The following is a 26,352-nucleotide window of genomic DNA, read 5'->3' as shown; positions in this document are numbered from 1 at the left end:
GTGGCTACTCGACGTCCACCAGGGAGGGCCTGGCGTCGGCCGAGCGCTCCGCGAGCGGGGCGATCTGCTGCTGGGACTCCAGCAGTTGCTGCCGGTCGGCGCCGGCCGCGCTCACCCGGGAGATGCCGGCCTCGCGCATCGTGAGCCGTTCGGTGTCGATGCGCACGACCTTCCAGGCGAGCCGGGTCTTCTCCAGCGACCAGATGAAGACGGCGCTGATGTCGACCTCGTACCAGCGCATGCCGTGCCGGGCGGAGCGCGGAAAGGCGTGGTGGTTGTTGTGCCAGGCCTCGCCGAAGGAGGGGATGGCCAGCCAGGCGACGTTGCGGGACTCGTCGGTGGTGGTGAAGCGGCGGCGGCCGAAGACGTGGCCGATGGAGTTCACCGCGTAGGTGAGGTGGTTGACGAGGAACAGCCGCACCAGGCCGCCCCACAGCATGCCGGTGAGGAACCCGGCCAGGGTGCCGCCGGTGACGGCGAAGCCCAGCAGTCCGGGGAGGGCGATGCCGGCCAGGACGACGAGGACGAAGTTCTCGCTGATCCAGCGCAGCGGCTTCTCACGGGTGAGGTCGGGGCAGTAGCGCAGCGGGTCGGAGGTGAGCCCGGTGTCGAACAGCCAGCCCAGGTGGGCGTGCCAGACGCCGGCCAGGGTGCCCTTGACGCCGGGTTCGAAGCCCAGGTGGGGGCTGTGCGGGTCGCCTTCCTTGTCGGCCACGCGGTGGTGGCGGCGGTGGTGGGCGGCCCAGATGATCGGCGGACCCTGCCCGGCCATGGCGCCCCAGGTGGCCAGGGTGTAGCGGATCGGCTTGTACGTCTCGAAGGAGCGGTGGGTGAGCATCCGGTGGTAGCCGGTGGAGACGCCGAACCCGCAGATCACGTACATGATCACGAGGGCGGCGAGGTCGCTCCAGCCGAAGATGCGGTTCCACAGCAGGATCATCGCGGCGATGACCCCGATCACGGGGATGATGGACGCCGCCAGGATGAACCAGCGGTGTTCCTTGCCGTCCATGGGCAGGTGCCTTTCCGGTCGGTCGGGTCGGGAGCGGTCAGGTGTTCTTCCCGGCGGTGGCGCCGGTGGCGTTCGCCGCCGCCACCACCCGGTTGAGCCGGTCCATGCGGGTGGCCAGGGTCATCCGGCCCTCCAGGCGGAAGGCGGGCGGGCGGCGGCCGTCGATGTCGTCGAAGCCGTACTCGGCGGCCAGGTCGCCGGTGGTGAGGACGGTCCCGGCGCGCTCGGACACCCGTGGGTCGGCGGCGAGTTCGGCGACCGCGCGGCCGACGTACTCCACCGAGTGCAGGACGGCGGCCGGTCCGCTGCTGAGCGCCTCCCAGGCGGCCTCGACGCGTTCGGTGCGCACGAACCCGGGGTGCAGGGCGAGGGCGGTGACGCCGTGCTTGCGCAGATCGGCGGCGAAGGCGCGGTTGAGCCGGTCCGAGCCGTGCTTGAAGACGTCATAGGCGGCCTGGCCCAGGTAGGTGTCGCCGTCCGTGAAGCCGATGCCGATGACCAGTCCCCGGTCGGCGGGCAGCATGAGCGGGACGAGCAGGCGGGTGACGTCGTACTGGGCGCGCAGGGAGGCGGCGCACAGGTCGTAGCGCCACATGGGCTGCTGCCAGAACGGGGCGTCGAACCGTACCTCGGCGGAGCGTTCGTACCCGGCCCAGGCGTTGTTGACGAGCAGGTCCAGGCGGCCGTGGCCCTCGCGCACCCGGTCGGCGAGCGCCTGGTTGTCGGCGCCGGAGGTGTGGTCGCAGCGCACCGCGATGCCGGTGCCGCCGCGTGCGGTGATCTCCTCGGCGACATCCTCGACGGTGCCGGGCAGGCCCTCGGTGCGCTCGCCCGTGCGCGAACTGCGGCCGGTGACGTAGACGGTGGCGCCGGCCGCGCCGAGCGCGAGCGCGATGCCGCGTCCCACGCCGCGGCTGGCGCCGGTCACCACGGCCACGGTGTCCGCCAGCCGGGGGGGGCTGCCAGCCTTCGGGGCCTGCCGCGTTGTGGGCCGGCACGCTGTGGGCTGCGGTCTCGGGCGCGGTTTCTGACATGGGGGTCAGCTCCTCTCCGCGGGCGGCGGCGCCGACGCGTGGCGCAGGGTGCGCCGATAGGCGTCGGTGTCGCGCACGACGGGCAGCGCGAAGCGTTCGCGCAGTTCGGGCATGGAGGTGGGCAGGACGCCGCCGGAGGCCATGGTGACCTCGCTGACGTCGCGCAGGACGGACAGGTACGAGCGGGTCATCGGCGCCAGGTCCGACAGGTCGCGGCCGCGGTCGCTGTCGGGGTGGAGCACGGGAACCTCCGGCAGGGTGCGGCCCAGGGAGGCGGCGTGCTCGGCGCACAGCGCGAGGGTGGTCTCCATGTCCATCGCCTCGGCGCCGTAGGTGACCCAGAACTCGCCCTCGTCCACTCCCTGTTCGATGGCGCGCAGGACGGCCTTGGACAGCAGGTCCTGGGGCACGATGTCGGTGCGGTTGCCGGGGTGGGCGAGGACGAACGGGGCGCGGCCCCGGCACATCCAGTCGGAGAGCAGCTGGACGACCTGCGGGCGTGAGGTCCAGCCGGTGATGGAGTCGCCGATGAGGTTGGTGGGGCGGAAGACGGTGTGCGGGACGCCGCTCTTGGCCAGCAGCTGTTCGGCGGTGAGCTTGGAACGGACGTACGGCTTGGTGATGTTGGTGTCGGACAGCGGAGCGGCGGCGCCGGGCAGCAGCGCGGCGACGAACGCGGTGGACATGAAGTGCACGGGGGCCCCGGCCGCCTCGGCGAACTCGGCGACACGGCGGGTGCCTTCGATGTTGACCGGCTCGTACCGTTCGGCGGGCAGGCCCCATTCGGTGAGCCCGGCGGAGTGGATGACGACGTCGACCTCGGCGGCCAGCGCCCGGTAGGCGTCGGCGTCCAGGCCGAACCGGTCCTGGCCGAGGTCGCAGTGCACCACCCGCTCGGCGCGTCCCGCGTCCAGCGGGCCACGGGCGGCGGCGATCAGCCGTACGGCCGAGGGCTCGCGCAGCAGGGACTGGCCGACGACGCCGCCGGCGCCGGTCAGCAACACGGTGGGGCGGGCGGTGGCGCTCATGCCCGGCCCTCCCGCCACTCCAGCAGCCGGGTCATGCCCCGCACCCCGGCCGACAGCAGCGGCTCGGGCGGGAAGGAGGGCTGCTTGCGGCCCCGGCGGTCCACGTACAGCAGCCGGGTGAAGTCGGAGTCCTTGCCCAGGATGAGGTCGCGCAGCACCTTGCCGCCGGTGTGGGTGGCGGAGATGCCGTTGCCGCAGAACCCGTAGCCGTACAGCACGTTGCCCGGCAGTGAGCCGAAGTGCGGGGCGAAGTCGCGGGTGATGTCGATGGTGCCGCCGTACGCGTACCGGAACCGGACGTCGTCCCACATCGGGAAGAAGCGGCGGAAGTCCTTCAGCAGTTCGCGGTAGGCGCGCGGTTCGTTCATGCGGCGGCGGCGCAGATCGCGGCCGGTGAAGTACAGCACCGGTCCGCCGGCCCACAGCACCCGGTTGTCGGCGGTGAAGCGGGCGCAGGTGAGGAACGTCTTGGCCTCCACCAGGCCCTCGCGCCCGGCCCAGGCGATGCGGCCCAGCTGCGCGTCGGTCAGCGGATCGCTCACCAGGGCGTAACTCCACACCGGCAGCACCTTGTTGCGGAAGCCGGGGAAGGTGAACTGGTGGGCGTTGGCGGTCAGCACCAGCTTGTCGGCGGTGATCCGGCCGCCCGGGGTGTGCACGGTGGGCCGCACGCCGGGGTCGATGCGCAGCGCCGGGGTGCGGTCGTGGATGACCACGCCCTGCTCGCGCACCACCCGGGCCAGGCCGCGGGCGAGCTTGTACGGGTTGATCAGCGCGCCGCCGGTGCGCAGCGCGCCGGTGATCGCCGGGGAGCCGATGATCTCCTGGGCGGCGCGGGCGCCGAGCAGTTCGGGCGCGGCGCCGCCGGTCAGGCGGGCGGCCAGGGCGCGGTCCTCGGCGAGGCGGCCCAGTTGGGCGGGGCTGGTGGCGGCCAGCAGGTAGTCGTTGGCCTCCCAGTCGGCGTCGATCTTGTTGCGGCGCAGGAAGCGGCCGATCTCCAGGATGGAGCGGCCGACGGCCGCGGACGCCTCGGCGGTGCGGCGCTCGCCGAACTGCTCCACCAGGGCCTGGATGTCCTTGCCGATGGTGGGGGTGACGAAGCCGTCGGCGCGGCCCGAGGCACCGTAACCGGAGTGCTCGGCCTCCACGACGTGGATGTCGAGGGCGGGTTCGGCCTGCTTGAGGAAGTGCGCGGTCCACAGCCCGGCGTAGCCGCCGCCGACGATGACGACGTCGCAGTCGACGCTCTCGCGCAGCGGCGGTCCCGGCTCGGCCTGTTCGGTCTCGTGCCAGTACACCACCTTTTTCAGGTCGTCGAGCGGTCGCATACGCTTCACCTGACCTTTTCGAAGGTGATACGGGCCAGGCCGAGATGGCGCCGGTCGAAATGGTCGGCGGCGGAGCTCAGATAGCGCTCGTAATGCGCGGTGGTCCCCTCGCCGACGAGGGCGACGGCCTCGGCGCGGCGGGATACCAGCCGGCGGTGCCATTCGCGCAGGGTGCGGCTGTAGTGCGGGGCGTCGTTGCGGAGCGAGACCACGTCGAATTGCCGCTCCGAGCCGTTGATGACCTCGGAGAGCGCCGGGATCTCGGATTCCGGGAAAATCATCTCCATGATGAACAACTGGTCGCGGACCGTGGTCCGGTCCATGACGACGTTGTTGCCCTTGACGTTGGTCTGGAGTGCGAGCCGCCCGCCGCGCGGCAGCCAGCCCGCGCAGCGTTCGAAGAACTCCCGGTAGGCGGCGACCCGTTCGGTGCGGGACAGGCCGGGCGCGGCGAAGTGCTCGAACGCGCCGATGGAGATGATCGCGTCGTAGCCCCCGTCCTCGGGCCGGTGCTCCTGCCAGGGTTCGAGCCGCACCTCGACGCCGGGCGGGGCCTGCTCACGCACCAGGGCGGCCTGGGTGGCGCTGAGCGTGAGCCCGACCGCCCGCGGCACCTCGTGCACCTCGGCCAGCCGGCGCAGCAGGCTTCCCCAGCCGCAGCCGATGTCCAGCACCCGGCGGGCGCTGTCGGCGCGGGACTCCTCGATGAGGTGGTGCAGTTTGCGGCGCTGGGCCTGCTCCAGGGTCTCGTCCGGGTCGGCGAGGTCCTGGTAGAGGGCGCAGGTGTAGGTGAGGGAGGAGTCCAGCCACAGGGCGTAGAAGTCGTCCGAGACGTCGTAGTGGTGCTGGATCGCCTCGGCGGTGGCGCCCTGGTTGGCCACGGCTGCGGGGCCGGGGGCGGGGCCGGGGGCGGGGTGTGCGGTGGTGGCGGTGCTCATGCCTCGACGCTGCCGAGCTTGGTGGCGCGGGCCAGCTCGACCAGGTCGCCGACGGTCTTCACATTGGCCGCCTGGCCGGGGTCGAATTCGATGCCGACCTCGTCCTCGATGGCATAGACGATGTCGGCGATCTGAAGGCTGGAAAGACCGACGGTCTCGAATTCGGTATCGGCGTTGAGCGTGTGCTGATCCGCCTTGCCGCCGAGCTTCTTCGCCATCAGTTCGCAGACCATGGAAACAGTGACCATCGGGGATTGCCCTGCCTTTCCGGTGGGTGAGGGATCACACCCTAGGTCGGTGGCGCCGGCCGGCGGGATGACAAGCGGCTAGCAGCAATCTGCCAGCAGGGGTGTGGCAGCCGGAATGACAAGTTGCTGCGGGTGGCGGGTGGTTGGCGGACGGCATAGAAAGGCCGGACCCCCGCACCACGACCTCTCGGGAACGGGCCACCACCATGGGTCACTCATCGCGCACGGTTGATTACGTCGTCGGCTTTCTGCGGGAGCAGGGACTGCACGACGTCTTCGGAGTGGACGGAGCGAATATCGAGGATCTCTACGACGCCGTCGCACTGGCCGGTGCGCCGCTGCGGGCGCTGGTGGCCAAGCACGAGTTCTCGGCGGCGACGATGGCGGACGGCTACCACCGCGCGGCCGGCCGCCCGGCGGTGGTCGCGGCCACCTCGGGGGCCGGGGCGATGAACCTGGTGCCCGGGCTCGCCGAACTGCGCGCCTCCCAGGTCCCGGCCCTGGCCCTGATCGGCCAGCCACCGGCGGCACTTGACGGCACCGGCACCTTCCAGGAGACCTCGGGCCTGGCCGGCACGATGGACGCGGAGCGGCTGTTCGCCGAGATCGGGGTGTTCTGCGCGCGGGTGACGGAGCCGGACCGGATCGTGGAGGTGCTGCCCCGGGCGCTGGAGGCGGCGCTGGCCGCCCCGGGCCCGGCGGTCCTGCTGCTGCCCAAGGATGTCCAGCAGTCGGTGCTGGGCGCGTGGCCGGAGCGGATCGCGCGCGTCGGCGCGCCGCTGCGGCCGCTGTCGGCCGGGTCCTTGCGGGCGCAGGCGGTCACCGTCCTGACGGCCGCGCGCGCGGCCGGGGGCCCGGTCGCGGGCGAGCCGGGCGATGAGCGGCGGAACGGTGGGCCCGACGCGGGGACCGACGCGTGGAAGAACAGCGGCGACCGCGCCGGGCGCGCGGCCGGCGGGGTGGTCGTCCTGGCCGGGCCCGGAGTCATCCGGGCGGACGCCCGCGCGGAACTGGCCGCGTTGTGCGAGGCGTTGCACGCCGATGTCGCCGTGGCGCCGGACGCCAAGGACGTCTTCGACAACACCCACCCCCGCTGCCTGGGCGTGCTGGGCCCCTCCGGGACACCGGAGACGGACCGCCGTGTCGCGCAGGCGTCCGCCGTCGTCGTGGCCGGCCACCGGCTGCCGCAGATGGCCGGCGGTTCCCTGCGCGACCACCTCAAGGGCGTACCGGTCATCAGCGTGGACGGCGGCGACCCGCCGCTGCTGCCCGCCGACCACCCGGCCCTGATCCGGCTGACCGGACCGATCGCGGCGGAACTGGACGCACTGGCACGGGCGCTGGAGCCGCCCGCGACCGCGCCGGCCACCGCAGCCGGTGCGCGCCCCAGCCCACCGGCCCCGCGCCGGGCCGCCGTTGCCCCCGCCGCCCACCCGGCCGCCGCGCTCGATCTGCCCACCGCCCTCGACGTCCTCGCCCGGCGGCTGCCCGAGAACGCCAACCTCGTCGTCGACGCCGGGAACACCGGGGCCACCACCGTGCACCGGGTCCCCGCGCCCCGCCGGGGCCGGTTCATCACCGCGCTCGGCATGGGCGGCATGGGACACAGCTTCGGGGCCGGGATCGGCGCCGCGCTCGCCACCGGCGCCCCCACCTATGTCGTCGCCGGTGACGGCGCCTTCTACATGCACGGCATGGAGATCCACACCGCCGCCGAACTCGCCCTGCCCGTCACCTTCCTCATCGTCAACAACAACGCGCACGCCATGTGCCACACCCGCGAACAGGTCTTCTTCACGGGCGACTACACCTTCAACCTCTTCCGCCCCGCCCACATCGGGGCCGGCGTCGCCGCCCTGTTCCCCGGCGTCCGCGCCCACCACGCCACCGACGCCGCCGAGCTGGACCGGGCGCTGGCCGCGCCGCACGACGGCCGCCCCGTGCTGATCTCCATCGACGTCGACCCGCACCAGGTACCGCCGTTCCGCCCGTTCCACACCAACCGTTAGGACCCCCATGTCCAGCAGCATCGACGACATCCCCGGCCTGATCCGGATCGAGAACACCCCGCAGGAGCAGGCCATCGGCCTCGCCGCCTCCTACACGCCAGGGCCCTCCCCCTTCGTGACCGTCGAGGAGTACATCGACGCCCCGCCGCAGGCCGTCCACGCCTACCTCAGCGACATCCGCAACCTGGACGAGTTCACCTACAGCACCCGCGCCTTCCAGCCGGTCGAGGGCAAGCCGGGCCTGTACGAGGGCCGCGACCCGCTGGCGCACCCGGACACCAAGATCTTCATGCGCGTCGAGGCCGACCCCGCCGCGCTCACCGTCGACATGCACTGCGCCTGGGACCAGGGCGAGGAGCTGTGGATGGTGTACCTGCACCGGATCGTCGACGCGCAGACCGTCCTGGGCCGGCCGGGCTCCGTCGTGCTGTGGACCAACAGCCGGCACCCGTACTACGACAAGAACCCGTTCCCCGAGCTGGCCCCCACCCCCGAGCGGCCCTGGGTCGGCGACTTCTGGGACATCTTCGCCGCCGCCCACGCCCTCGAACTCCAGAACCTGAAGAAGATCCTGGAGCACCGGCACGGCAACGGCGGCGCCGCGTGAGGACCGTCAGCCTGCTGGAGGTCGCCTCGTACCTGCCGCCCGAGAAGGTAGCCACCCAGTACTTCCTCGATCACCGGGACCCGGACAGCCCGATGTCCGACAGTGCGATGTTCGGCGCCCCTGCCTTCCGGCACCACGTCAGCCGCGACGAGAGCGCCGCCGACATGATCGAGAAGGCGGGGCGGGTGCTGCTGGACCGCATCGGCCCGCGCGAGGCGTCACAGATCGACCTGGTCATCACCAATGTGCTGCTGCCCGACCTGCCGATCACCGGATCGGGGGCCGAGATCACCCACCGGCTGGGGTTGCGCCCCAGCTGGGTGCTCGACGCGCACAACGGCGGCTGCGCCTCGTTCATCCACATGCTGAAGCTGGCCCGCGCGCTGATCGGCACCGGGCAGGCGCGCTCGGCGCTGCTGTGCAACGTGCAGAACTGCGCCGGGAACGTCATGACGCAGTCGGAGGTGCGCAAGCTGCCGGAGGCCGTGGTGCCGGGCGACGGCTGCGGCGTCGCGTACGTGGCGGCGTCCGGGGAGTCGCCGGTGCTGGCGATCGAGACCCGCAACCTCGGCGAGTACGCCAAGGACTGCGGTGTCACGCTCAGCGACGGCCGCAAGTACTGGGAGGCGGGCGAGTCCCAGGTCCATGTCGGCTTCACCCAGGGCAAGGTGGCCGACATCGTCGAGCGCGGCAACCGGCTGGTGCCGGAGGCGGTCCGCGCGGTGTGCGACCGGCTCGACATCGAACCGTCCGATCTCGACACCCTGATCACCAACCAGCCGAACCGGGTGTTCCTGCGGAAGTGGCAGGAGCGGCTGGACATCAAGCCGGAGCGGCACCTGGACACCTACGACCGGTTCGGGAACCTGTTCGGCGCCGCGGTGCCGGTCACTCTCGACCACGGGGTGCGGGAGGGCCGGATCGCGGACGGCTCGCTGCTGATGCTGGCCGGGTTCGCGCACGCCGGGGACTTCGCCGGGGCGGCGGCCGTACGGTGGCGGGCCGGCGCGTGAGGTCCGGCGGGCCGGCGGGCCGGGGACCGGTGCGGGTACGCCCGCGCCGGTCCCCGGCCCGCCCTCGCCGCGCCCGCCGCGCGCTAGCCGGGGTCGCCCGGCCGGCCGACCGGGCCGGCCAGGGCGCCCACCAGGCGGCGCCCCAGCGGGAGTTCGGCCACCGGCCAGTCGGGCCGGCCGGCCCGGCGGACCACCGCCGCCCGGTACCCGGCGGGCCAGGCACCGGCCAGCACCTCGACCGAGCCGAGCCCGGCCGCGGTCCCCGTCCCGGTGCCCCAGCCCTTGGTGACGGCCTCCTTGCGCACCCAGCCGCGCAGCGCCTCGCGCTGCCGCCACGCGGCCGGCAGGGCCGCGATCCGCGCCCGCTCCGCGTCGCTGAAACAGCGGCGCAGCACGGCCGGACCGACATCCGTACGGTCCACCTCCAGATCGACGCCGACCGGCCCCGCGTACGACAGCGCCAGCAGCCACCACGGCCCGGCGCGCGAGACGCTCAGCCACATCTCCCGCTCCGACCGGGGGCCTTGGCCCAGCAGCACGGGCGGGCCGTGCCGCGCGCTGCCGCAGCCGGGGCACGGGGCCCGGCCGAAGGACACCTGCGCCGGGGGTATGCCCAGGGCCGCCCCGAGCGTCCGGCGGATGCCGGCCCTGGCGGCGATGTAGTGGGCGCGGGCGACCGGGTCCGTCATCCGGTCGGCCCGCTCCCGCTCCGCGCCGTCCAGCAGGGCGCCGTCCGCCGCCGGGCGGGGCGCCGCGGGGGCGTGGCCCAGCCACACCGCGCAGCGCCCGCCGGGCACCGTCAGCCGGCGCGCCGCCCCAGGATGCGGGCCACATGAACGCGGGACGGGCAGCCGAGCTTGCGCATCACCTCGCGCAGATGATTGACGACGGTCCATTCGGAGATCTCCAGCTCCCGGCTGATCTGGCGGTTGGTGAGGCCCTCGGCGACGAGTTGCGCCACCTCGTGCTGCCGTGGCGTGAGCCCGGCGTCGAGCGGCGGCGCTGTCGCCGTGGTCGTCGCGGTCACGGTCGCGGCGGCCCGCGCCGGGGGCCCGGGCGGGGGTACGGGGGCCGGCCGGGCGCCGTCCCCGAGCGCGGCCAGCAACTCCCGCGCGTCGTGGGGGATGGTGCGCTCGCCGTGCCCGCTCAGGGCGATGGCACGGCGCAGCGCGGCGCCGGCCCGTTCCGGGTCGCCGGTGCGGGCCGCCAGGTGGGCGAGGGTGAGCAGGGCGGCGGCGGCCGGGCCCCGGCCCTCCGCGCCGCCGTCCTCGACGGCCCGTTCGGCGCTCTCCTCCAGCTGGGCGGTGTACTCGACGCCGCCCGGCCCGTCGGGACCCGCCATGACGAGCAGCAGCCGCAGGACATCGGCGTACCGCCCGGCCTGGCGCAAGTGCCGTACGGCGGCGCGCAGATCGGGGAGGCGGCGGGCGATTGCGGCGGCCCGGCGGGCGTCGCGGCCGTCCTCGGCCCCCGCGTTCGGGTCGCCGCCGAATCCGGCTCCGGTGCCCGTGCCGCCGACACGTTCGGCGAAGGCCAGGCACACCCCGGCGTGCCGGGCGCGGGCCATGGCCAGGGCGGCGGGGTCGCGTTCCAGTTCCTGCCGGTAGTGGCTGCGCGCCATGTGGGTCATGGCGAAGGAGTAGCCGCCGAGCCCGTTGTCGACGCTGGTGAGCAGCCCCTGGTGGACGAGCCGGCGCAGTCCGCCGGCGATCTCCTCGCGGCCGATGCCGCTCAACTGCCCCGCCGTGTCGAGGTCGATGTGCGATTCGCACACCGACAGCCGTTTGAGCAGGGCGATGTCCTCCTCGCGCTGGGCGCTCTCGCCCCAGCTGAGCGCGTGACCGACCGAGCGGTGGCGTTCGGCCAGGTCGCGCAGCCGGCCCCGGGCGGGGTACTCGCCGCGCCGCAGCCGGCCCTCCAGCTCGGCGGGGCTGAGCGGGCCGACCGCCTCGGCGGCGATCTCGATGGCCAGCGGGACACCGTCCAGGACCTCGCAGATGCGGGCGACGGCGGCGCGTTCGGGGGCGCCGGTGATGCCGTGCCGGTAGTACGGGCTCACCCGGTCGGTGAACAGCCGTACCGCGTCACTCTGCGGGCCGAGCCGCAACGGGCCCACCGGCAGGATGCGTTCGGCGTAGACGTCGAGCGGGGTGCGGCTGGCGCACACCACCACCGTCCAGGGGGCGGCGGCCAGCAGCCGGAGCACCCCTTCGGCGACGGCGTCGATGACCGGATCGCAGTTGTCGAGGAAGACGAGTTGCCGTCCGCCCTCGGGGCGGCGCGGGCCCTCGGCGGTGAGGGCGCGCAGGGTGCTGTCGACCATGGCGCCGTCGCGCACCTCGGCGAGGTCGAGCGCCACCACGGCGCTCCGGCCCCCGGCGGCCGTGGCGGCGAGCGCGGCGTGGGCCAGCGCGCTCTTGCCGATGCCGGCCGGGCCGCAGAGGGTCAGCAGCCGCAGCCCCGGTGCGGCGAGCAGTTCGGTGACACAGCGGAGTTCGTCTTCGCGGCCGATGAGCGGTGGTGCGGGTATCGCCCATACGGGCGCCGGATCGGGTTCCGTACTTCGGGCCTCCTCGGTATCGGCGGCGGTATGTTCGCGGCGATTGCGGCCCGTCTGACTCACTTCATAGCGAATGAACATACGGCTCGCCCCCGTTCACCAGCGTTTCTGCGCACATATTTCCCCGTGATGCACTTTCGATTTCATCCCGCCGTACCCGGGTCTTGGATTTCGGCAGAACCAAACCGGTTGACCAATAAACTTGCCGGACCTGCGGAAGCCCCGGTCGCGCCCCTCGTGCAACAGCCGCTCACCTGGGGCCCAGCAGACCCATACTGCCCCACAAGTGCCCGGTTCGCCAGTGCTTTCGACACATGGAAATTGCTCTCCGCGCAATGCCCCTGCGGGACTTCCCCGGGTGTTGCTCCGGCGGTACGGTCGGCCCCGGACGCCAACCGCTCGCGCCGGAATCCCATAACGGCCAAGGCGGCATTCCCGGAAGCATTGCCGGGCGCCGCGACAATCCCGCACCAATGGCCGGCTCCGTCCGATCAGAAAGAAGCAAGGGGGACATTTCGATGCGGTTGTGGAAGGCGCTCACCAATGGCTCGGCACGCGGTACCCTGCACGCCTGGGCCGGCGAGGACTTCGAGCACACCACCTGGCGCGAGGTCTCCGCGCGCGCCCACTCCCTGGCGGCCACCCTGCGCGCGGCGGGCGTCCGCCCCGGCACCCGGGTCGCCACCATCGCCACCAACGGCCCCGCCACCGTGCGCGGTCTGCTCGCCATCTGGCTGGCCGGCGGCACCCCCGCCTCACTGCCGCTGCCCACCCGGGGCCAGAGCCCGCAGGAGTACGGCCAGTTGCTCACCGCGCTCACCGAACGCCTGGACCCGGTGCTGTTCCTGGCCGACGCGTGGATCCTCTCCCTCATCCCGCCCCACCTCACCCGGGCGCTGCCCACCAGCACCTGGGAACTGCCCGGCACCGGGCGCCGGGTGGACCCCAGCCCGCCGGGCCCCGACGATCTCGCCTTCATCCAGTACTCCTCGGGCTCCACCTCCACCCCCAAGGGCTCGGCCCTGACCACCCGGGCCGTCGAGGCGCAACTGGATCTGCTGCTCCACCTGACCGGGGGCCGGCCGGGCCACGACACCGGCGTCTCCTGGCTGCCGCTCTCCCACGACATGGGCATGTTCGGCTGCCTGCTCTACTGCTGGGCCCACGACTTCGACTTCGTGCTCTCCACCCCCGAACGGTTCGGCATGGCGCCGCGCAGCTGGTTCCGGGATCTCACCGACTACGGGGCCACCCTGACCGCGGGCACCAGCACCGCCGTGCATCTGGCGGCCCGCGCCCAGGGCCGCGGCACCCTGCGCGGCGGCCTGGCGGGGCTGCGCACCGCGGTGATCGGCGCCGAACGCGTCGACTGGGGCAATCTGTTGGCCGCCCAGGAGCGGTTCGGCCCGTACGGGCTGTCGCCGACCGCCTTCCAGCCCGCGTACGGGATGGCCGAGGCCACCCTGGCGGTGGCCGGCAAGCCCTGGCGGCAGGAGCCCACCTCACGGCTGTTCGACGGCGCCGCCCTCGGCGCGGGCACGGTGCGCGAGGTCGGCGAGGACCATCCGCGCGCCACCCGGCTGGTCTCCAACGGCCAGGCCCTGCCCGGGGTGACCCTCACGGCCGGGGAACCCGGCCGGCTCGGCGAGATCACCGTGGGCTCCCCCGCCCTGGCCGGCGGCTACCACGCCGACCCGGACCGTACCGCCGCCCGCTTCCCCGGCGGCCGGCTGCGCACCGGTGACATCGGCTTCCACCACGAGGGCGAGCTGTACGTGGTGGGCCGCGAGGACGACATGCTGTCGGTGGGCGGCCGGAACGTCTACGCCGCCGAGATCGAATCGGCGATCGAGGGCCACGCGCAGGTCCGCAAGGGCTGTGTCGCGGTGGTCGACGCCGGCGTCTCCGGGCTGCCCCATCTCGTCCTGCTGCTCGAACCCCAGGGCCGGCCCCGCGACTTCGCGCCGATCGCCGATCACGCGGCGGCGGTGGCACGGGAGAAGTCAGGGGTGGCCCTGGCCGAGTGCCTGTTTCTGCCACGTGGCACGCTGCCCAGGACCCCCAGCGGAAAGATCCAGCGATTCCGCTGCCGGACGTTGCTCGCCGGAGGGCGGTTCGACCCCCTCGCCCGGGTAACATTCGCCGACTGAGGATGAGAAAGGCCAGCACCATGAAGCCTCGGATCACCCCCGCCGGGCGCCACGCCACCGGTGGCTCACCGCACGCCAGGATCTCCGGAGTGGGCGGCTACCGGCCGCACCGGGTGGTCGACAACGCGGAAGTGTGCGAACACATCGACTCCTCCGACGCGTGGATCCGCGAACGCACCGGGATCGTCACCCGGCGCTGGGCGGGCCCGCACGAGACGCTCACCGAGATGGGCACCGCCGCCGCGGGCAAGGCCCTGGCGGCGGCGGGCATCACGGCCGACGCGCTGGACTGCGTCATCGTGGCCACCTTCACGCACCTGTGGCAGACCCCGGCCGCCGCCACCGCGATCGCCCACCGGCTGGGCGCGCGGCACGCGGCGGCGTTCGACCTGTCGGCGGGCTGCGCGGGCTTCGTCCACGCGCTGTCGCTGGCGGCCGACACGGTGCGGGCCCGGGGCGGGCACGTGCTGGTCATCGGGGCGGAGCGGATGACCGACCTGCTGGACGTGGAGGACCGTTCCACCGCCATGATCTTCGGCGACGGGGCGGGCGCCGTGGTGGTCAGCCCGTCCACCACCCAGGGCATCGGCCCGGTGGTGTGGGGCGCGGACGGCGGCCAGTGGGACGCGGTCACCCAGACCGCGCCGTGGGACGCGGTGCGCGCCGACCCGGGGATGCGCTGGCCCGCGCTGACCCAGAAGGGCCAGCAGGTCTTCCGCTGGGCGGTCTACGAGGTGTCCAAGGCCGGCCGGGAGGCGGTGGCGGCGGCCGGACTGGCCCCGGGGGACCTGGACGCGTTCATCCCGCACCAGGCCAACGTGCGCATCATCGACGGCATGGCCAAACGCCTGGAACTGCCCGACTCCACGGTCATCGCCCGCGACATCGTCACCACCGGCAACACCTCCGGCGCCTCCATCCCGCTGGCGATGGAGGCGGTCATGTCCACCGAGGACGTCGGCTCCGGCGACCTGGCCCTGCTGCTGGGCTTCGGCGCGGGCCTGTCCTACGCGGCCACAGTGGTCGAACTGCCCTGACCCGCGGGGCGGGGCACCCGATCCCGGCGGCGGGCCGCACCCCGCCCGCCCGGGTCTGCCGACGGTGCGCGTCCGTCACCGCACCAGGGCCGGCCGCTTCGGGTCGAAGGTCCAGCCGGGGATCAGATGCCGCATCGCCGCCGCGTCGTCGCGGGCGCCCACCGCCTGCTCGCGGTACAGCTCGGCTGCGGCCGCCAGCCGGTCGCGGTCCACGGTGATGCCCAGGCCCGGGGCGTCGTACGGGACGGCGACCTCGCCGTGCACGATCCGCGGCGGGGAGACGGTCAGCCGTTCCAGGCTCTCCTGCCAGATCCAGTGCGTGTCCAGGGCGTTGTACGCGCCCGGGGCCGCCGCCCCGCAGTGCGTCATCATCGCCAGCGAGATGTCGAAGTGGTTGTTGGAGTGGCAACCCCAGGTCAGGCCCAGCGCGTTGCACAGCTGCGCCACCCGCACCGAGCCGCGCATCGTCCAGAAGTGCGGATCGGCCAGCGGGATGGACACCGACTGGAGCGCCAGGGCGTGGGTGAGCTGCCGCCAGTCGGTGGCGATCATGTTGGTGGCGGTGGGCAGGCCGGTGGCCCGGCGGAACTCGGCGAGGATCTCGCGGCCCGAGTAGCCGTCCTCGGCGCCGCACGGGTCCTCGGCGTACGCGAGGGTGTCCAGCAGCGGCCCGCACAGCCCGACCGCCTCGCGCAGCGACCAGGCGCCGTTGGGGTCCACGGTGATACGGGCCGCGGGGAAGCGGTGCTTCAGCTCGCGGACGGCGGCCACCTCCTCGTCGCCGGGCAGCACCCCGCCCTTGAGCTTGAAGTCGCGGAAGCCGTACCGCTCGTGGGCGGCCTCGGCCTGCCGGACGATCGCCGCCGGTGTCAGCGCCTCCTCGTGCCGCAGGCGGTGCCACTCGTCCGCCGCGCCGGGTTCGCGAATGTAGGGCAGCCCTGTGGTGTCCGGGTCGCCGACGTAGAAGAGATAGCCCAGCACCCGTACGGCGTCCCGTTGTTGGCCCTCGCCCAGCAGCGCCGCGACCGGGACCTCCAGGTGCTGGCCGAGCAGGTCGAGCAGGGCGGACTCCACGGCGGTCACCGCGTGCACGGTGGTGCGCTGGTCGAAGGTCTGGGCGCCGCGTCCGCCCGCGTCGCGCCCGGCGAACCGGGCGCCGATCTCCGCCAGCACCCGCTGGTAGTCGCCCACCCGGGCGCCGAGCACCAGGGGTTCGGCCTCCCGCAGGGTCGCGGTGATGCGCTCCCCGCCGGGGACCTCACCGACGCCGGTGCGGCCCTCGGAGTCCTCCAGGACGACGACGTTGCGGGTGAAGAACGGGCCGTGGGCGCCGGAGAGGTTGAGCGCCATGGAGTCCCGGCCGGCGACGGGGTGGACGGCGTACGCGGTGACGGTCGGCTGACGGTGGGCCATGGACTGCTTCCTCCGGACGTCGGGGTGGCGCGGTCGGTCGGATGCCCAGGGCGTTCAGGGCGGCCTCGACGGCCCATCGGCCGCCGGCCCCGCCGGCCAATCCCATTTGCTGTTCTCACCCATGAACGACATCCTCATATAGGAACTCGATCTCCGTATGAGGATGAAGAACGCCGTCTCACACGGTCAATGGGTGCGAGCGGCCGACCTACGATCGCTCCCACGGCCGGTACCCACCCGTTCCCGAACCGAAGTCGGCGGCACGCACCTCGCCCTCCCTGAGGTGCCCGCCGCACGGGGTGACCATCCCCGCCTCGCCCCGGCCACGAGGAGCGCATCCCGACCCTCGTGCGGGAGACCGGCGTCCGCATCCGGCCGGCGCACCCGCGCCTCACCGACGCCCCCGACCAACGCTGAGAGAATTCACCACGTGAGCGATCATGACGACCTGGCGGACATCCTCGGCACCCGCGAGACGCCGACGCTGGAATTCAAGCGGGCGGCGAACCGGGACGGCAGACGTGGCGATGCCATCGGCAAGGCCGTCTGCGCCATGGCCAATGACCTCTGTGGCAAAGGCGGCGGGGACATCCTCATCGGCGTGGACGACAGCGGCGAACCCCTCGACGGCGTGGATACCAGTGACCGCGCGCTCCTGGCGCTGACAGACCTCCGTGACGACGGCAGGATCCTCGATCGCCCCTCCCTCACCGTGCGGGCGGAGCTGTACAGGGGAAGGCCAGTGATCCGGCTGCGGGTTGAGGCCTCCGCCACTCCACCGGTGCGCTTCAACGGGGTGGTCTGGGTGCGGCCGGGACCCACCACCCGCCAGGCCGGCCGGGAGGACGAACGTGTCCTGTCCGAGCGACGCCGCGCGCTGGACGGGCCCTTCGACACCCGGCCCGTCGGCCGTGCCACACCCGACGATCTGGACCTCGATCTCTTCCGGCGCTCCTATCTGCCGGCCATGGTCGACCCTGAGGTCATCGAGGAGAACGGCCGCCCTCTCAGCACCCAGCTGGCGTCCCTGCATCTGGCCGCACCGGATGGACCACCCACGGCGCTGGGCCTTCTCACGGTCGGACTCGACCCCTCCAGTCTCCTTCCCGGCGCGTATGTGCAGTTCGTACGCTACGACGGCACCGATCTGGATGCCGCGGTCGCGGACGATCAGGAACTGCGACAGAACCTGATCGGCACCGCCGCCCGACTGGAACCCCTGCTGCGCAGCCATCTTCGGACGCGTATCACCGGCGACGGATTCCGGGAAACCGCTCATCCGGACTATCCGCTGGAAGCGTTGCGGGAGATCTGCATGAACGCCCTCATGCACCGCAACTACGAAACGTCCTACGCCCCCACCCGCATCGCCTGGTTCGAGGACCGCATCGAGGTGACGAATCCCGGCGGTCCCTACGGCCAGGTCCGGGGAGACAATTTCGACCGGGTGACGGACTATCGCAATCCCTCCCTGGCCGCGGCCCTGAAAGGGCTCGGCTACGTCAATCGCTTCGGGAGGGGCATCGGACGGATCCGCGCGGCGCTGGAACGCAACGGCAATCCGCCCGCCGAGTTCCAGATCGATGACGTGTCCTGGGCCGTGACCATCCGGAGGGCAGCATGACCGGCACATCCATCGCGCTCTTCAACAACAAGGGCGGTGTCGGCACGACCACCCTGGCCTACCACTTGGCCCACATGCTGGAACGTCTCGGCTTCGCCGTGCTCGCCGTCGACCTGGATCCGCAGTCCCATCTCACCTCGATGTGCCTGGATGAGACGGAACTGGAAGACCTGTGGGCCCATCCGTCGGAGCTGATCACCCAGGGCGCCGCCGAAGCACGGCTCCCCGATACCGGACGGGTGCGGAAGGACCGGACGATCGCTGACGCGGTGCGGCCGATTCTGGAGGGGACCGGTGACGTGAGCCCGGTCGAGCCGGTGTCCCTGCGGACGGGGCTGTGGCTGCTGCCGGGAAGTCTGGAGCTCAGCCGGTTCGAGGACAAGCTCTCCTCGGAGTGGTTCGGGTCGTTCGCGGGGGAGGTCGCGGGCATCCGTACCACCACGGCCTTTCACCGGATCATCGAGCAGGCCTCCCGTTCGGTGGAGGCGGACATCGTTCTGATCGATGTCGGCCCCAACCTGGGGGCCATCAACCGCTCCGCCCTGATCTCCGCTGACCAGGTTCTGATGCCGCTGGCGGCCGACCTGTTCTCGCTCAAAGGACTCAGCAACCTGGGGCCCACACTGCGGGAGTGGCGGAGCAACTGGCAACGGACGGTGCTGCCCCTTGTCCCGGCGGGCATCTCCGCTCCTCCGGCGCGGATGACCCCCCTGGGGTACGTCATCATGCAGCCCGAGATGCGTCTGGACCGTCCCGTCAAGGCGTATGCGCGCTGGCTCGAACGGATCCCGTGGGTGTACGCGAACGCCGTCCTGGACGAGGACGCGCCGGGCACGGCGGGTGACGACTTCGCCATCGCCACGCTGCGCAACTACCGCAGCCTGATGCCGCTTGCCCACGATGCCCGCAAGCCCATGTTCGAACTCAAGGCGGGGGACGGCGCCCTGGGCAGCACGCAGACCTATGTACGGACCTGCTACCGGGAGTTCCGGGACCTGTCACAGAAGGTAGCCCAGCGAGCCCTGGGACAGTAACGCTCCCGTCAGGTCCCGTTCTTCTGGACCACGCACGCCGCAGCCGCGCCTCCGTACGGTGGGCGCGGCTGCGGCGTGGGGGCCGGGGGCCGGGGGCCGGGGCCGGGGCCGGGGCCGGGGCCGGTCAGACCTTGGCGGGGGTCTTGTCCAGGGTCGGGGCGTCCGGTTCCGGCGGGGAGGGCGGGGTGCCGTGGCTGTCGTCGACCAGGGTGGCCTCGTCGAACGGGTGCCGGCCGGCGAGGACTTCCCGCATCCGGTCCTTGTCGACCTCCTTCGTCCAGGTGCCGATGATGACCGTGGCGATCGCGTTGCCCGCGAAGTTGGTCAGGGCGCGGGCCTCACTCATGAAGCGGTCGATGCCGATGATCAGGCCGACCCCGTCGAGGAGTTCGGGGCGGTGCGAGGAGAGCCCGGAGGCCAGGATCGCGATGCCGGAGCCGGAGACACCGGCGGCGCCCTTCGAGGCGATGATCATGAAGAGCAGCAGGGAGAGCTGCTCGCCCAGCGCCAGCGGGGTGCCCATCGCCTCGGCGATGAACAGCGAGGCCATCGTGAGGTAGATGGCGGTGCCGTCCAGGTTGAAGGAGTAGCCGGTGGGCACCGTGATGCCGACGACCGGCTTGCTGACGCCCGCGTGCTCCATCTTGGCGATCAGCCGCGGCAGCGCGGTCTCGGAGGAGGAGGTGGAGACGATCAGCAGGAACTCGCGGCCCAGGTACTTCAGCAGCGAGAAGATGTTGACGCCGGTGGTCAGCTTCAGCAGCAGGCCGAGCACGACGACGATGAACAGCACACAGGTGACGTAGAAGCCGATCATGATGACGGCCAGCGACTTGAGCGCGTCCACGCCCGTCTCGCCGACGACGCCCGCGATGGCGCCGAACGCGCCGATCGGGGCGGTCCACATGACCATGCCCAGCACCCGGAAGACGACCTTCTGGATGCTGCCGATGCCGCGCAGCACCGGCTCGCCGGTCTTGCCCATCGCCTGGAGCGCGAAGCCGACCAGCAGCGCGACCAGCAGGGTCTGCAGGACCTCGCCCGCCGTGAAGGCGGAGACCATGGTGTCCGGGATCATGCCCAGCAGGAAGTCGACGGTGGACTCGCCGGCCTTCTCGGCGGCCTCGGCGCCGGCGTTGGTGTCGACCTCGGAGAGGTTCAGGCCGTGGCCCGGCTCCAGGAAGTTGCCCACCAGGAGGCCGATGCCGAGTGCGAAGGTCGACATCACCATGAAGTAGCCGAGGGCGAGCCCGCCCACCGCGCCGACCTTGGCGGCCTTACGGACCGAGCCGATGCCGAGCACGATGGTGCAGAAGATGATCGGCGAGATCATCATCTTGATCAGGGCGATGAACCCCTGGCCCAGCGGCTTCAGCTCCACCCCCACGCCCGGGGCGAGCAGACCGATCGTGATACCCGCGGCGACCGCGATGATGACGGCGATGTAAAGCCAGTGCGTACGGTCACGCCTTTTGCGCGGGGCGCCGGGCGCCTCGGGCGGGCTGGTTGCGGCCACGGTGGTCTCCTCGTCCTTGTGGAGTCATTCGGCTGGGGGGCCGGATTGCACTTGACGCAATATCCACCAGGCTGTGACCGAGGTCTCGCTTACGTTCATTTCGTTCGCAAGGATTTTCGTACGGCTGTCACCGTGCCGTCACACGGATGACATCGGCACCCCTCACCACACCAGCAGCACCGGGCACGGGGCGTGGTCCACCACGAACCGGGTGGGCGGCGCCAGGGTGTGCGGGCCGGGCCGGGAGCGGTCGCCGTCCCGGGCGCAGATCAGCAGGTCCTCCGCGCCCCGCCCGGCGAGCTCCGCCATCACCTCGTCCTCCACCCGGCCGGTACGCGCCACCCGCCGGGCGGGGCGGCCCAGGCGGGCGGCGGCCCGCTCCAGCAGTCCGGCGGCGGCGCCGGCCGCCGCCTCCTCCAGGCGGCGGCCCGGGTCCTGGCCGGGGCCGTGGCCGCGCCCCAGCAGCCCGCTGAACGCGCCGTGCGCCGCCGCGGCGACCCCCTCATCCGTCACCCCGAGCAGCGTGACCGGCTCTTGCGGGGCGCACCGCGCGCGGGCCGCGTCCACGCACGAGGCCCAGGTGGGTTCGGCGATCCAGACGATGACGGTCATACGGTTCTCAGCCTCCGATCAGCAGCAGTCCGGCCCACAGCGCCACCACCGCCGCCACCAGGGAGGCGGGCACCGTCACCAGGCCGAGCCGGGTGAAGTGGCCCAGACCCGGATCGGTGTCGTGGGCGTGCAGCACCCGCCGCCACAGCAAGGTGGCCAGCGAGCCGACGTACGTGAGATTGGGCCCCAGGTTCACCCCGATGAGGGCGGCCAGCACCGGGCCCGCCCCGCCCTGCGCCGCCAGCGCGGGAAGGACGACCAGGATGGCCGGCAGATTGTTGATGAGGTTGGCGAGCACGGCGGCCAGCGCCGCGATCACCAGCAGCCCGGCGAGCGAGGAGCCCTGCGGCAGCAGCCGGTCCACCGCGTCCCCCAGGCCGTGGTCCACCACGGCCTTCACCACCACGCCCAGCGCCAGGACGAACAGCAGGAAAGGGACGTTCGCCGCCCGTACCAGCACCGGCACCGTCGTACGGCGGGCCGCCAGGCCCCGTACCGCCAGCACCAGCGCACCGGCCAGCGCCGCCCAGGCCGGGTCCGCGCCGGCCAGTGAGGTCAGCGCGAACCCGGCCAGGGTCAGCGCCAGGACGGTCAGCGCGAACACCGGGCGCGGTGCCCGCTCCCGCCCGCCGGTCCGCGCCGACGGCTCGGTCGGCGCCGACGGCTCCGGCTCCGGCTCCGGCTCCGGAACGGGCACGCCCCGCCCCGCCAGGTCGCCCGCGAACCAGCGGCGGAAGACCACGTACTCCACCGCGATCGCCGCCAGCCACGGCAGCAGCATCAGCGCCGCGAACCGGGTGAACGTCAGCCCGCTGGCCGCGAACGCCAGCAGATTCGTCAGATTGGAGACCGGCAGCAGCAGCGAGGCGGAGTTCGCCAGATGGGTGCAGGCGTACACGTGCGGACGGGCCGCCGCCCCCACCCGTGCCGCCGTCGCGAAGACCACCGGGGTCAGCAGCACCACCGTGGCGTCCAGGCTCAGCACCGCCGTCACCGCCGCCGCCAGCGCGAACACCCCGGCCAGCAGCCGCCGCGGCCGGCCGCCGCACCAGCGCGCCACCACCCGCCCGGCCGCCGTGAACAGTCCCTCGTCGTCGCACAGCCTGGCCAGCACCAGCACCGCCGCCAAGAAGCCCGTCACCGGGAGCAGTTCGCGGATCTGATGCCATGCGCCGTCGGCCGTCACCAGGCCGAACGCCAGCGCCACCCCGGCCGCGGGCACCGCCGCGACCGCCTCCGGCAGCCCGCGCGGGCGCCACACCGCGAACACCAGCACACCCAGCAGCAACACCACCGAGAGCGTCTCGGCCACCAACGTACTCAGCGCGTGCCTCCCGGCCGGTGCCCCTGACCCCGCGGATCACCCGGATCACCGCACCAGTTTCCCACCCGGTGTGACCCACGTCTCGCCGGACGCCGCATCCGTCATGTCACATTCCCGCCGCCCCGCCCCTCTCCCCTGGCAACGCACGAGTCCCCGCCGCCGGCACCGCCGGTGCGCGGGACTCCAGGGCTCCCGGGAGAGGGGACAGGAACCATGTTCGCGAGGCTTTCCGCGCTGGTGCTCGGGCACCGCCGCGCCGTGCTGTGGGTGGCCGTGCTGCTGGCGCTGATCGGCGGAGCCAGCAGCGCGACCCTGTTCGACGACGTGAAGGGAGGCGGCTTCACCAACCCCGGCGCGGAATCCGGGCAGGCCGCCGACGCGCTCGCCGAACACTTCGGGCAGTCGGACCCCAACCTGGTCCTGCTGGTGCACGCGCCGGGCGGGGTGGACGACCCCGCGGCGCAGGCGGCGGGCACCGCGCTGGCCGAACGGCTGGCGGACGAGGACGGCGTCAGCGGCGTCATCTCGTACTGGACCGCGGGCGGCGCCGACCAGCTGCGCTCGACCGACGGCGAGCGCGCCCTGGTGCTGGCCACCGTGGCCGGCGACGAGACCGAGGCCGGGCACCGGCTCACCGCACTGCGTCCCGGCTACGAGGGCGAGCGGGACGGCGTGGACGTCGCCGTCGGCGGCCCCGCCATGATCAACAACGAGGTGAGCGAACTCAGCGAACGCGATGTGATCAAGGGCGAGACCATCGCCTTCCCGATCATGCTCGTCGTCCTGGTGCTGGTCTTCGGCAGCCTCGTCGCCGCCTCCCTGCCACTGGCCACCGGACTGATCACGATCCTCGTCTCGATGGGTTTGCTGTGGGCGATGGCCCAGCTCACCGACGTCTCCGTCCTGGCCGTCAACGTGGTGACGCTGCTGGGGCTCGGCCTCGCCGTCGACTACAGCCTGCTGATGGTCAACCGGTACCGCGAGGAGCTGCGGGCGGGCCGGGACAGCGCCACCGCCATCCGGGTGATGATGGGCTCGGCCGGGCGGACCGTGCTGTTCTCCGCGATCACCGTCGCCGTCACCCTCGCCGGGCTCGCCTGGTTCCCGCTGCTGGCCCTGCGCTCCATCGCCTACTCGGGCATCGCCATCGCCGTCCTGACCGCGCTCACCACCCTCACCGTGCTGCCCGCGCTGCTCGCCGTGCTCGGCCCGCGCTTCGAGGCCGGCCGGGTGCTGCGCCGCCGCCGTTCCGCCGCCCAGGAGGACAGCGCCGCCGAGAACGGCTTCTGGCACCGGCTCGCCTCCCTGGTGATGCGCCGCCCCATCCCCTTCGCCACCCTGGGCACCCTCTTCCTGCTCCTCCTCGGGCTGCCCTTCCTGTCCCTGAACATGGGCTCCCTCGACGAGCGGGCCCTGCCCACCTCCTCCGCCGGCCGGCAGGTCGCCGAGGTGATGCGCGCCGAGTTCGACAGCGGCGAGAGCATGGCCGTACGGGTGGTGCTGCCCGAGGGCGCCTCCCAGCAGGAGCTCGCCACGTACGCCACCGGGCTGTCCGCCCACCCCGACGCCGCCCGGGTGGACGCCGCCACCGGCTCGTACGCCCGGGGCACCCAGGTGGCCCAGCCCGGCCCGCAGCACGCCGCGCTCACCGCCATGGAGGGATCGGACGCCGCCACCCTCACCGTGGTGCCCGCCCCCGGCGACCAGGGCCGCGCCGAGCAACTGGTGCGTGACATCCGCTCCGGCGCCGCGGCCGAGCCGCCCTCGCCCATCCTGGTAGGTGGCCCGGCCGCCGTCGCCCTGGACGGCATCTCCGCCATCACCGACCGGCTGCCGGTCGCCGCGCTCACCCTGGGGGCCGCCATGGTGGTGCTGCTGTTCCTGCTCACCGGCTCCGTGCTGCTGCCGTTCATCGCCATGCTGCTCAGCGCCCTGGGGCTGACCGCCACCTTCGGCGCCCTGGTGTGGGGCTTCCAGGACGGCCATCTGGCCGGGCTGCTCGGCTTCACCGCCACCGGCTCCATCAACGGCACCGTGCCGGTGCTGCTGTTCGCCGTCGCCTTCGGCCTGGGCATGGACTACCAGGTGTTCCTGCTCTCCCGCATCCGCGAGGAGTACGAACGCAGCGGTGACCCCACCGCCGCCGTCGCGCTCGGCCTGGAACGCATCGGACGCATCGTCACCGCCGCCGCCACCGCCCTGTCGGTCGTCTTCCTCGCGTTCCTCGTCTCCGACATCAGCTTCATGAAGGCCATGGGCATCGGGCTGCCGCTGGCCGTGCTGATGGACGCCACCCTCATCCGGGGCGCGCTGCTGCCGGCCGCCATGCGCCTGGGCGGGCGCGCCATCTGGTGGCTGCCCGCGCCGCTGCGCCGCGTCCACGACCGGTTCGGGCTGCACGACGCGGACCCGCACGAGGACGCCGCGGGCCGCGCACGGCGGGCGGAGTCCGCGCGAGTGCCCTAGCCTGACGACGTGGCCGAAGAGACAGATGTGATTGTGCTGGGCATGGGCCCCGGCGGCGAGTACGTCGCCGGGAAGCTCGCCGCCGCGGGGCTCGACGTGGTGGGTGTGGAGGCCGAACTGGTCGGCGGCGAGTGCCCGTACTGGGCCTGCGTGCCCAGCAAGATGATGGTGCGCGCCGCCGACCTGATCGCCGAGACCCGCCGGGTGCCCGGCATCGCGGGCACCAGCGAGGTCACACCCGACTTCGGCATCGTCGCGCACCGCATCAGGTCCGAGGCCACCGACAACTGGGACGACACCGTCGCCGCCGACCGCTTCACCGACGCCGGCGGGCGCCTGGTGCGCGGCCGGGGGCGGCTGTCCGGGCCGGGACGGGTGGCCGTCAAGCCCTCCGACGACGGGCCGGAGACCGAGTACGGGGCGCGGGTGGGCATCGTCATCGCCACCGGCAGCCGCCCCGTCGTCCCGCCGCTGCCGGGGCTGGCCGGGTCGCCGTACTGGACCAACCGGGAGGCGATCTCGGCCGAGGCCCCGCCGCGTTCCCTGCTGGTGCTCGGCGGCGGTCCCGTCGGGCTCGAACTCGCCCAGGTGTACGCCCGCTTCGGCACCACCGTGACCGTGGTCGAGGGCGGCGAACGGCTGTTGTCCCGGGAGGAGCCCGAGTCCTCGCGGCTGATCACCGATGTCCTGACCCGCGAGGGCCTGATCGTGCACGTCAGCTCGCACGCCACGGCCGTGCGCTACGACGACGCCACCGGCTTCACCCTGAGCCTGGACGACGGCGAGGAACTGACCGCCGAACGCCTGCTGGTGGCCACCGGGCGCGCCCCCGACCTGGCCTCCCTGGGCCTGGAGCACGCCGGTATCGAGCTGGAGCCGAAGGCCCGCGCGCTGCCCGTCGACGAGAAGCTGCTGGCGGCGCCCGCGCTGTGGGCGATCGGCGATGTGACCGGCGTCGGCCAGTTCACCCATGTCTCCATGTACCAGGCGCAGTTGGCCACCCGCGTCATCCTCGGCGAGCAGGCGCCGCCGGCCGACTACCGGGCGCTGCCCCATGTCACCTTCACCGACCCGGAGATCGGCTCGGTGGGCCTGACCGAGGCGGCGGCCCGCGAGGCGGGCATCGACGTCCGCACCGGCATGGCCGACCTGACCTCCAGCACCCGCGGCTGGATCCACCAGGCGGGCAACGAGGGCTTCATCAAGCTCGTCGCCGACGCCAGGCGCCAGGTGCTGGTTGGCGCCACCTCCGCGGGCCCGGCCGGCGGCGAGGTGCTGTACGGGCTGGCCGTCGCCATCCAGGGCGAGGTCCCGCTGGACCGGCTGCGCCAGATGATCTACTCCTATCCCACCTTCCACCGCGCGGTGGAGACGGCGCTGGCGGATCTTTCCTGACCCG

21 protein-coding genes are annotated in these 26,352 nt (G+C 72.9%); 9 read left to right on the top strand and 12 right to left on the bottom strand.

Going from position 1 to position 26,352, the window contains the following annotated elements:
- Positions 1-4: 4 nt before the first annotated feature.
- From H7827_RS20305 to H7827_RS20280, 6 genes are all read right to left on the bottom strand, one after another.
- Positions 5-1,012, bottom strand: coding sequence for an acyl-CoA desaturase (locus tag H7827_RS20305; RefSeq protein WP_432746832.1), 1,008 nt, complete (start codon positions 1,010-1,012; stop codon positions 5-7).
- Positions 1,013-1,049: 37 nt separating this feature from the next.
- On the bottom strand, positions 1,050-1,940 hold the full coding sequence (locus H7827_RS20300) for an SDR family NAD(P)-dependent oxidoreductase (RefSeq protein WP_432746831.1): 891 nt from the start codon (positions 1,938-1,940) through the stop codon (positions 1,050-1,052).
- A 111-nt stretch (positions 1,941-2,051) separates the two neighbouring features.
- Positions 2,052-3,074 carry an SDR family oxidoreductase gene (locus H7827_RS20295; protein ID WP_432746830.1) on the bottom strand — a complete coding sequence of 341 codons (1,023 nt, stop codon included), beginning with the start codon at positions 3,072-3,074 and terminating at the stop codon, positions 2,052-2,054.
- Positions 3,071-4,402, bottom strand: coding sequence for an FAD-dependent oxidoreductase (locus tag H7827_RS20290; RefSeq protein ID WP_432746829.1), 1,332 nt, complete (start codon positions 4,400-4,402; stop codon positions 3,071-3,073). Before H7827_RS20290 ends, H7827_RS20295 begins: the two co-directional genes overlap by 4 nt.
- Before the next feature lie 5 nt (positions 4,403-4,407).
- Positions 4,408-5,340, bottom strand: coding sequence for a class I SAM-dependent methyltransferase (locus tag H7827_RS20285; RefSeq protein ID WP_432746828.1), 933 nt, complete (start codon positions 5,338-5,340; stop codon positions 4,408-4,410).
- Positions 5,337-5,573, bottom strand: a complete 237-nt coding sequence (locus H7827_RS20280) for an acyl carrier protein (RefSeq protein ID WP_234306709.1) — start codon at positions 5,571-5,573, stop codon at positions 5,337-5,339. The genes H7827_RS20285 and H7827_RS20280 overlap by 4 nt, the downstream gene beginning before the upstream one ends.
- Positions 5,574-5,794: 221 nt before the next feature.
- Here H7827_RS20280 and H7827_RS20275 point away from each other — a divergent pair, with 221 nt between their 5' ends.
- From H7827_RS20275 to H7827_RS20265, 3 genes are read left to right on the top strand one after another with little or no spacing between them, the layout of a single operon-like run.
- Positions 5,795-7,597 carry a thiamine pyrophosphate-binding protein gene (locus H7827_RS20275; protein ID WP_432746827.1) on the top strand — a complete coding sequence of 601 codons (1,803 nt, stop codon included), beginning with the start codon at positions 5,795-5,797 and terminating at the stop codon, positions 7,595-7,597.
- A gap of 7 nt (positions 7,598-7,604) precedes the next feature.
- On the top strand, positions 7,605-8,204 hold the full coding sequence (locus H7827_RS20270) for an SRPBCC family protein (RefSeq protein WP_390116145.1): 600 nt from the start codon (positions 7,605-7,607) through the stop codon (positions 8,202-8,204).
- Entirely contained in the window at positions 8,201-9,217 is a 1,017-nt protein-coding gene (locus tag H7827_RS20265) for a 3-oxoacyl-ACP synthase III family protein (protein ID WP_432746826.1), read from the top strand. Before H7827_RS20270 ends, H7827_RS20265 begins: the two co-directional genes overlap by 4 nt.
- Positions 9,218-9,300: 83 nt before the next feature.
- On the opposite strand, the gene H7827_RS20260 is transcribed toward H7827_RS20265, so the two are convergent.
- Positions 9,301-10,014, bottom strand: coding sequence for a 4'-phosphopantetheinyl transferase family protein (locus H7827_RS20260; RefSeq protein ID WP_432746825.1), 714 nt, complete (start codon positions 10,012-10,014; stop codon positions 9,301-9,303).
- 2 nt (positions 10,015-10,016) lie between these two features.
- Positions 10,017-11,840 carry a LuxR C-terminal-related transcriptional regulator gene (locus tag H7827_RS20255; RefSeq protein ID WP_432746824.1) on the bottom strand — a complete coding sequence of 608 codons (1,824 nt, stop codon included), beginning with the start codon at positions 11,838-11,840 and terminating at the stop codon, positions 10,017-10,019.
- 455 nt (positions 11,841-12,295) lie between these two features.
- Here H7827_RS20255 and H7827_RS20250 point away from each other — a divergent pair, with 455 nt between their 5' ends.
- On the top strand, positions 12,296-13,927 hold the full coding sequence (locus H7827_RS20250; RefSeq protein WP_432746823.1) for an AMP-binding protein: 1,632 nt from the start codon (positions 12,296-12,298) through the stop codon (positions 13,925-13,927).
- A 20-nt stretch (positions 13,928-13,947) separates the two neighbouring features.
- Positions 13,948-14,964 carry a beta-ketoacyl-ACP synthase III gene (locus H7827_RS20245; RefSeq protein WP_432746822.1) on the top strand — a complete coding sequence of 339 codons (1,017 nt, stop codon included), beginning with the start codon at positions 13,948-13,950 and terminating at the stop codon, positions 14,962-14,964.
- A 75-nt stretch (positions 14,965-15,039) separates the two neighbouring features.
- Here H7827_RS20245 and H7827_RS20240 read toward each other — a convergent pair whose 3' ends face one another.
- A complete protein-coding gene (locus H7827_RS20240; RefSeq protein WP_432746821.1) occupies positions 15,040-16,377 on the bottom strand; it encodes an enolase C-terminal domain-like protein in 1,338 nt (445 codons plus the stop codon).
- A 430-nt stretch (positions 16,378-16,807) separates the two neighbouring features.
- Here H7827_RS20240 and H7827_RS20235 point away from each other — a divergent pair, with 430 nt between their 5' ends.
- Together H7827_RS20235 and H7827_RS20230 are read left to right on the top strand one after the other, a co-directional pair.
- Positions 16,808-18,001 carry an ATP-binding protein gene (locus H7827_RS20235; RefSeq protein ID WP_432746820.1) on the top strand — a complete coding sequence of 398 codons (1,194 nt, stop codon included), beginning with the start codon at positions 16,808-16,810 and terminating at the stop codon, positions 17,999-18,001.
- Complete coding sequence (locus tag H7827_RS20230) at positions 17,998-19,035, top strand: ParA family protein (RefSeq protein WP_432746819.1); 1,038 nt, start codon at positions 17,998-18,000, stop codon at positions 19,033-19,035. Before H7827_RS20235 ends, H7827_RS20230 begins: the two co-directional genes overlap by 4 nt.
- A 124-nt stretch (positions 19,036-19,159) precedes the next feature.
- Here the strand turns inward: H7827_RS20230 and H7827_RS20225 are convergent, their stop codons facing one another.
- The 3 genes from H7827_RS20225 to H7827_RS20215 form a co-directional block, all read right to left on the bottom strand.
- Entirely contained in the window at positions 19,160-20,551 is a 1,392-nt protein-coding gene (locus H7827_RS20225; protein ID WP_432746818.1) for a cation:dicarboxylate symporter family transporter, read from the bottom strand.
- Positions 20,552-20,713: 162 nt separating this feature from the next.
- Positions 20,714-21,163: a universal stress protein gene (locus tag H7827_RS20220; RefSeq protein WP_432746817.1), complete on the bottom strand. Its 450-nt coding sequence runs from the start codon at positions 21,161-21,163 to the stop codon at positions 20,714-20,716.
- A gap of 7 nt (positions 21,164-21,170) precedes the next feature.
- Positions 21,171-22,487, bottom strand: coding sequence for an SLC13 family permease (locus H7827_RS20215; protein ID WP_432748012.1), 1,317 nt, complete (start codon positions 22,485-22,487; stop codon positions 21,171-21,173).
- Positions 22,488-22,700: 213 nt separating this feature from the next.
- Here H7827_RS20215 and H7827_RS20210 point away from each other — a divergent pair, with 213 nt between their 5' ends.
- A complete protein-coding gene (locus tag H7827_RS20210; protein WP_432746816.1) occupies positions 22,701-24,953 on the top strand; it encodes an MMPL family transporter in 2,253 nt (750 codons plus the stop codon).
- A gap of 9 nt (positions 24,954-24,962) precedes the next feature.
- Positions 24,963-26,348, top strand: coding sequence for a dihydrolipoyl dehydrogenase family protein (locus tag H7827_RS20205; protein ID WP_432746815.1), 1,386 nt, complete (start codon positions 24,963-24,965; stop codon positions 26,346-26,348).
- The last annotated feature ends 4 nt before the right edge of the window (positions 26,349-26,352 follow it).

It is taken from the genome of Streptomyces sp. JH002, from assembly GCF_050916115.1.
GTDB lineage: Bacteria > Actinomycetota > Actinomycetes > Streptomycetales > Streptomycetaceae > Streptomyces > Streptomyces xiamenensis.
The sequence above is the reverse complement of the archived record's forward strand: the minus strand, read 5'-3'. Positions and strand labels throughout refer to the sequence as shown.

Bases quoted from the DNA above. Each gene is read 5' to 3' on its own strand.
- H7827_RS20240 (WP_432746821.1), bottom strand. From the start codon at position 16,377: ATGGCCCACCGTCAGCCGACCGTCACCGCGTACGCCGTCCACCCCGTC.
- H7827_RS20285 (WP_432746828.1), bottom strand. From the start codon at position 5,340: ATGAGCACCGCCACCACCGCACACCCCGCCCCCGGCCCCGCCCCCGGC.
- H7827_RS20245 (WP_432746822.1), top strand. From the start codon at position 13,948: ATGAAGCCTCGGATCACCCCCGCCGGGCGCCACGCCACCGGTGGCTCA.
- H7827_RS20220 (WP_432746817.1), bottom strand. From the start codon at position 21,163: ATGACCGTCATCGTCTGGATCGCCGAACCCACCTGGGCCTCGTGCGTG.
- H7827_RS20275 (WP_432746827.1), top strand. From the start codon at position 5,795: ATGGGTCACTCATCGCGCACGGTTGATTACGTCGTCGGCTTTCTGCGG.
- H7827_RS20280 (WP_234306709.1), bottom strand. From the start codon at position 5,573: ATGGTCTGCGAACTGATGGCGAAGAAGCTCGGCGGCAAGGCGGATCAG.
- H7827_RS20210 (WP_432746816.1), top strand. From the start codon at position 22,701: ATGTTCGCGAGGCTTTCCGCGCTGGTGCTCGGGCACCGCCGCGCCGTG.
- H7827_RS20305 (WP_432746832.1), bottom strand. From the start codon at position 1,012: ATGGACGGCAAGGAACACCGCTGGTTCATCCTGGCGGCGTCCATCATC.
- H7827_RS20250 (WP_432746823.1), top strand. From the start codon at position 12,296: ATGCGGTTGTGGAAGGCGCTCACCAATGGCTCGGCACGCGGTACCCTG.
- H7827_RS20295 (WP_432746830.1), bottom strand. From the start codon at position 3,074: ATGAGCGCCACCGCCCGCCCCACCGTGTTGCTGACCGGCGCCGGCGGC.
- H7827_RS20290 (WP_432746829.1), bottom strand. From the start codon at position 4,402: ATGCGACCGCTCGACGACCTGAAAAAGGTGGTGTACTGGCACGAGACC.
- H7827_RS20230 (WP_432746819.1), top strand. From the start codon at position 17,998: ATGACCGGCACATCCATCGCGCTCTTCAACAACAAGGGCGGTGTCGGC.
- H7827_RS20270 (WP_390116145.1), top strand. From the start codon at position 7,605: ATGTCCAGCAGCATCGACGACATCCCCGGCCTGATCCGGATCGAGAAC.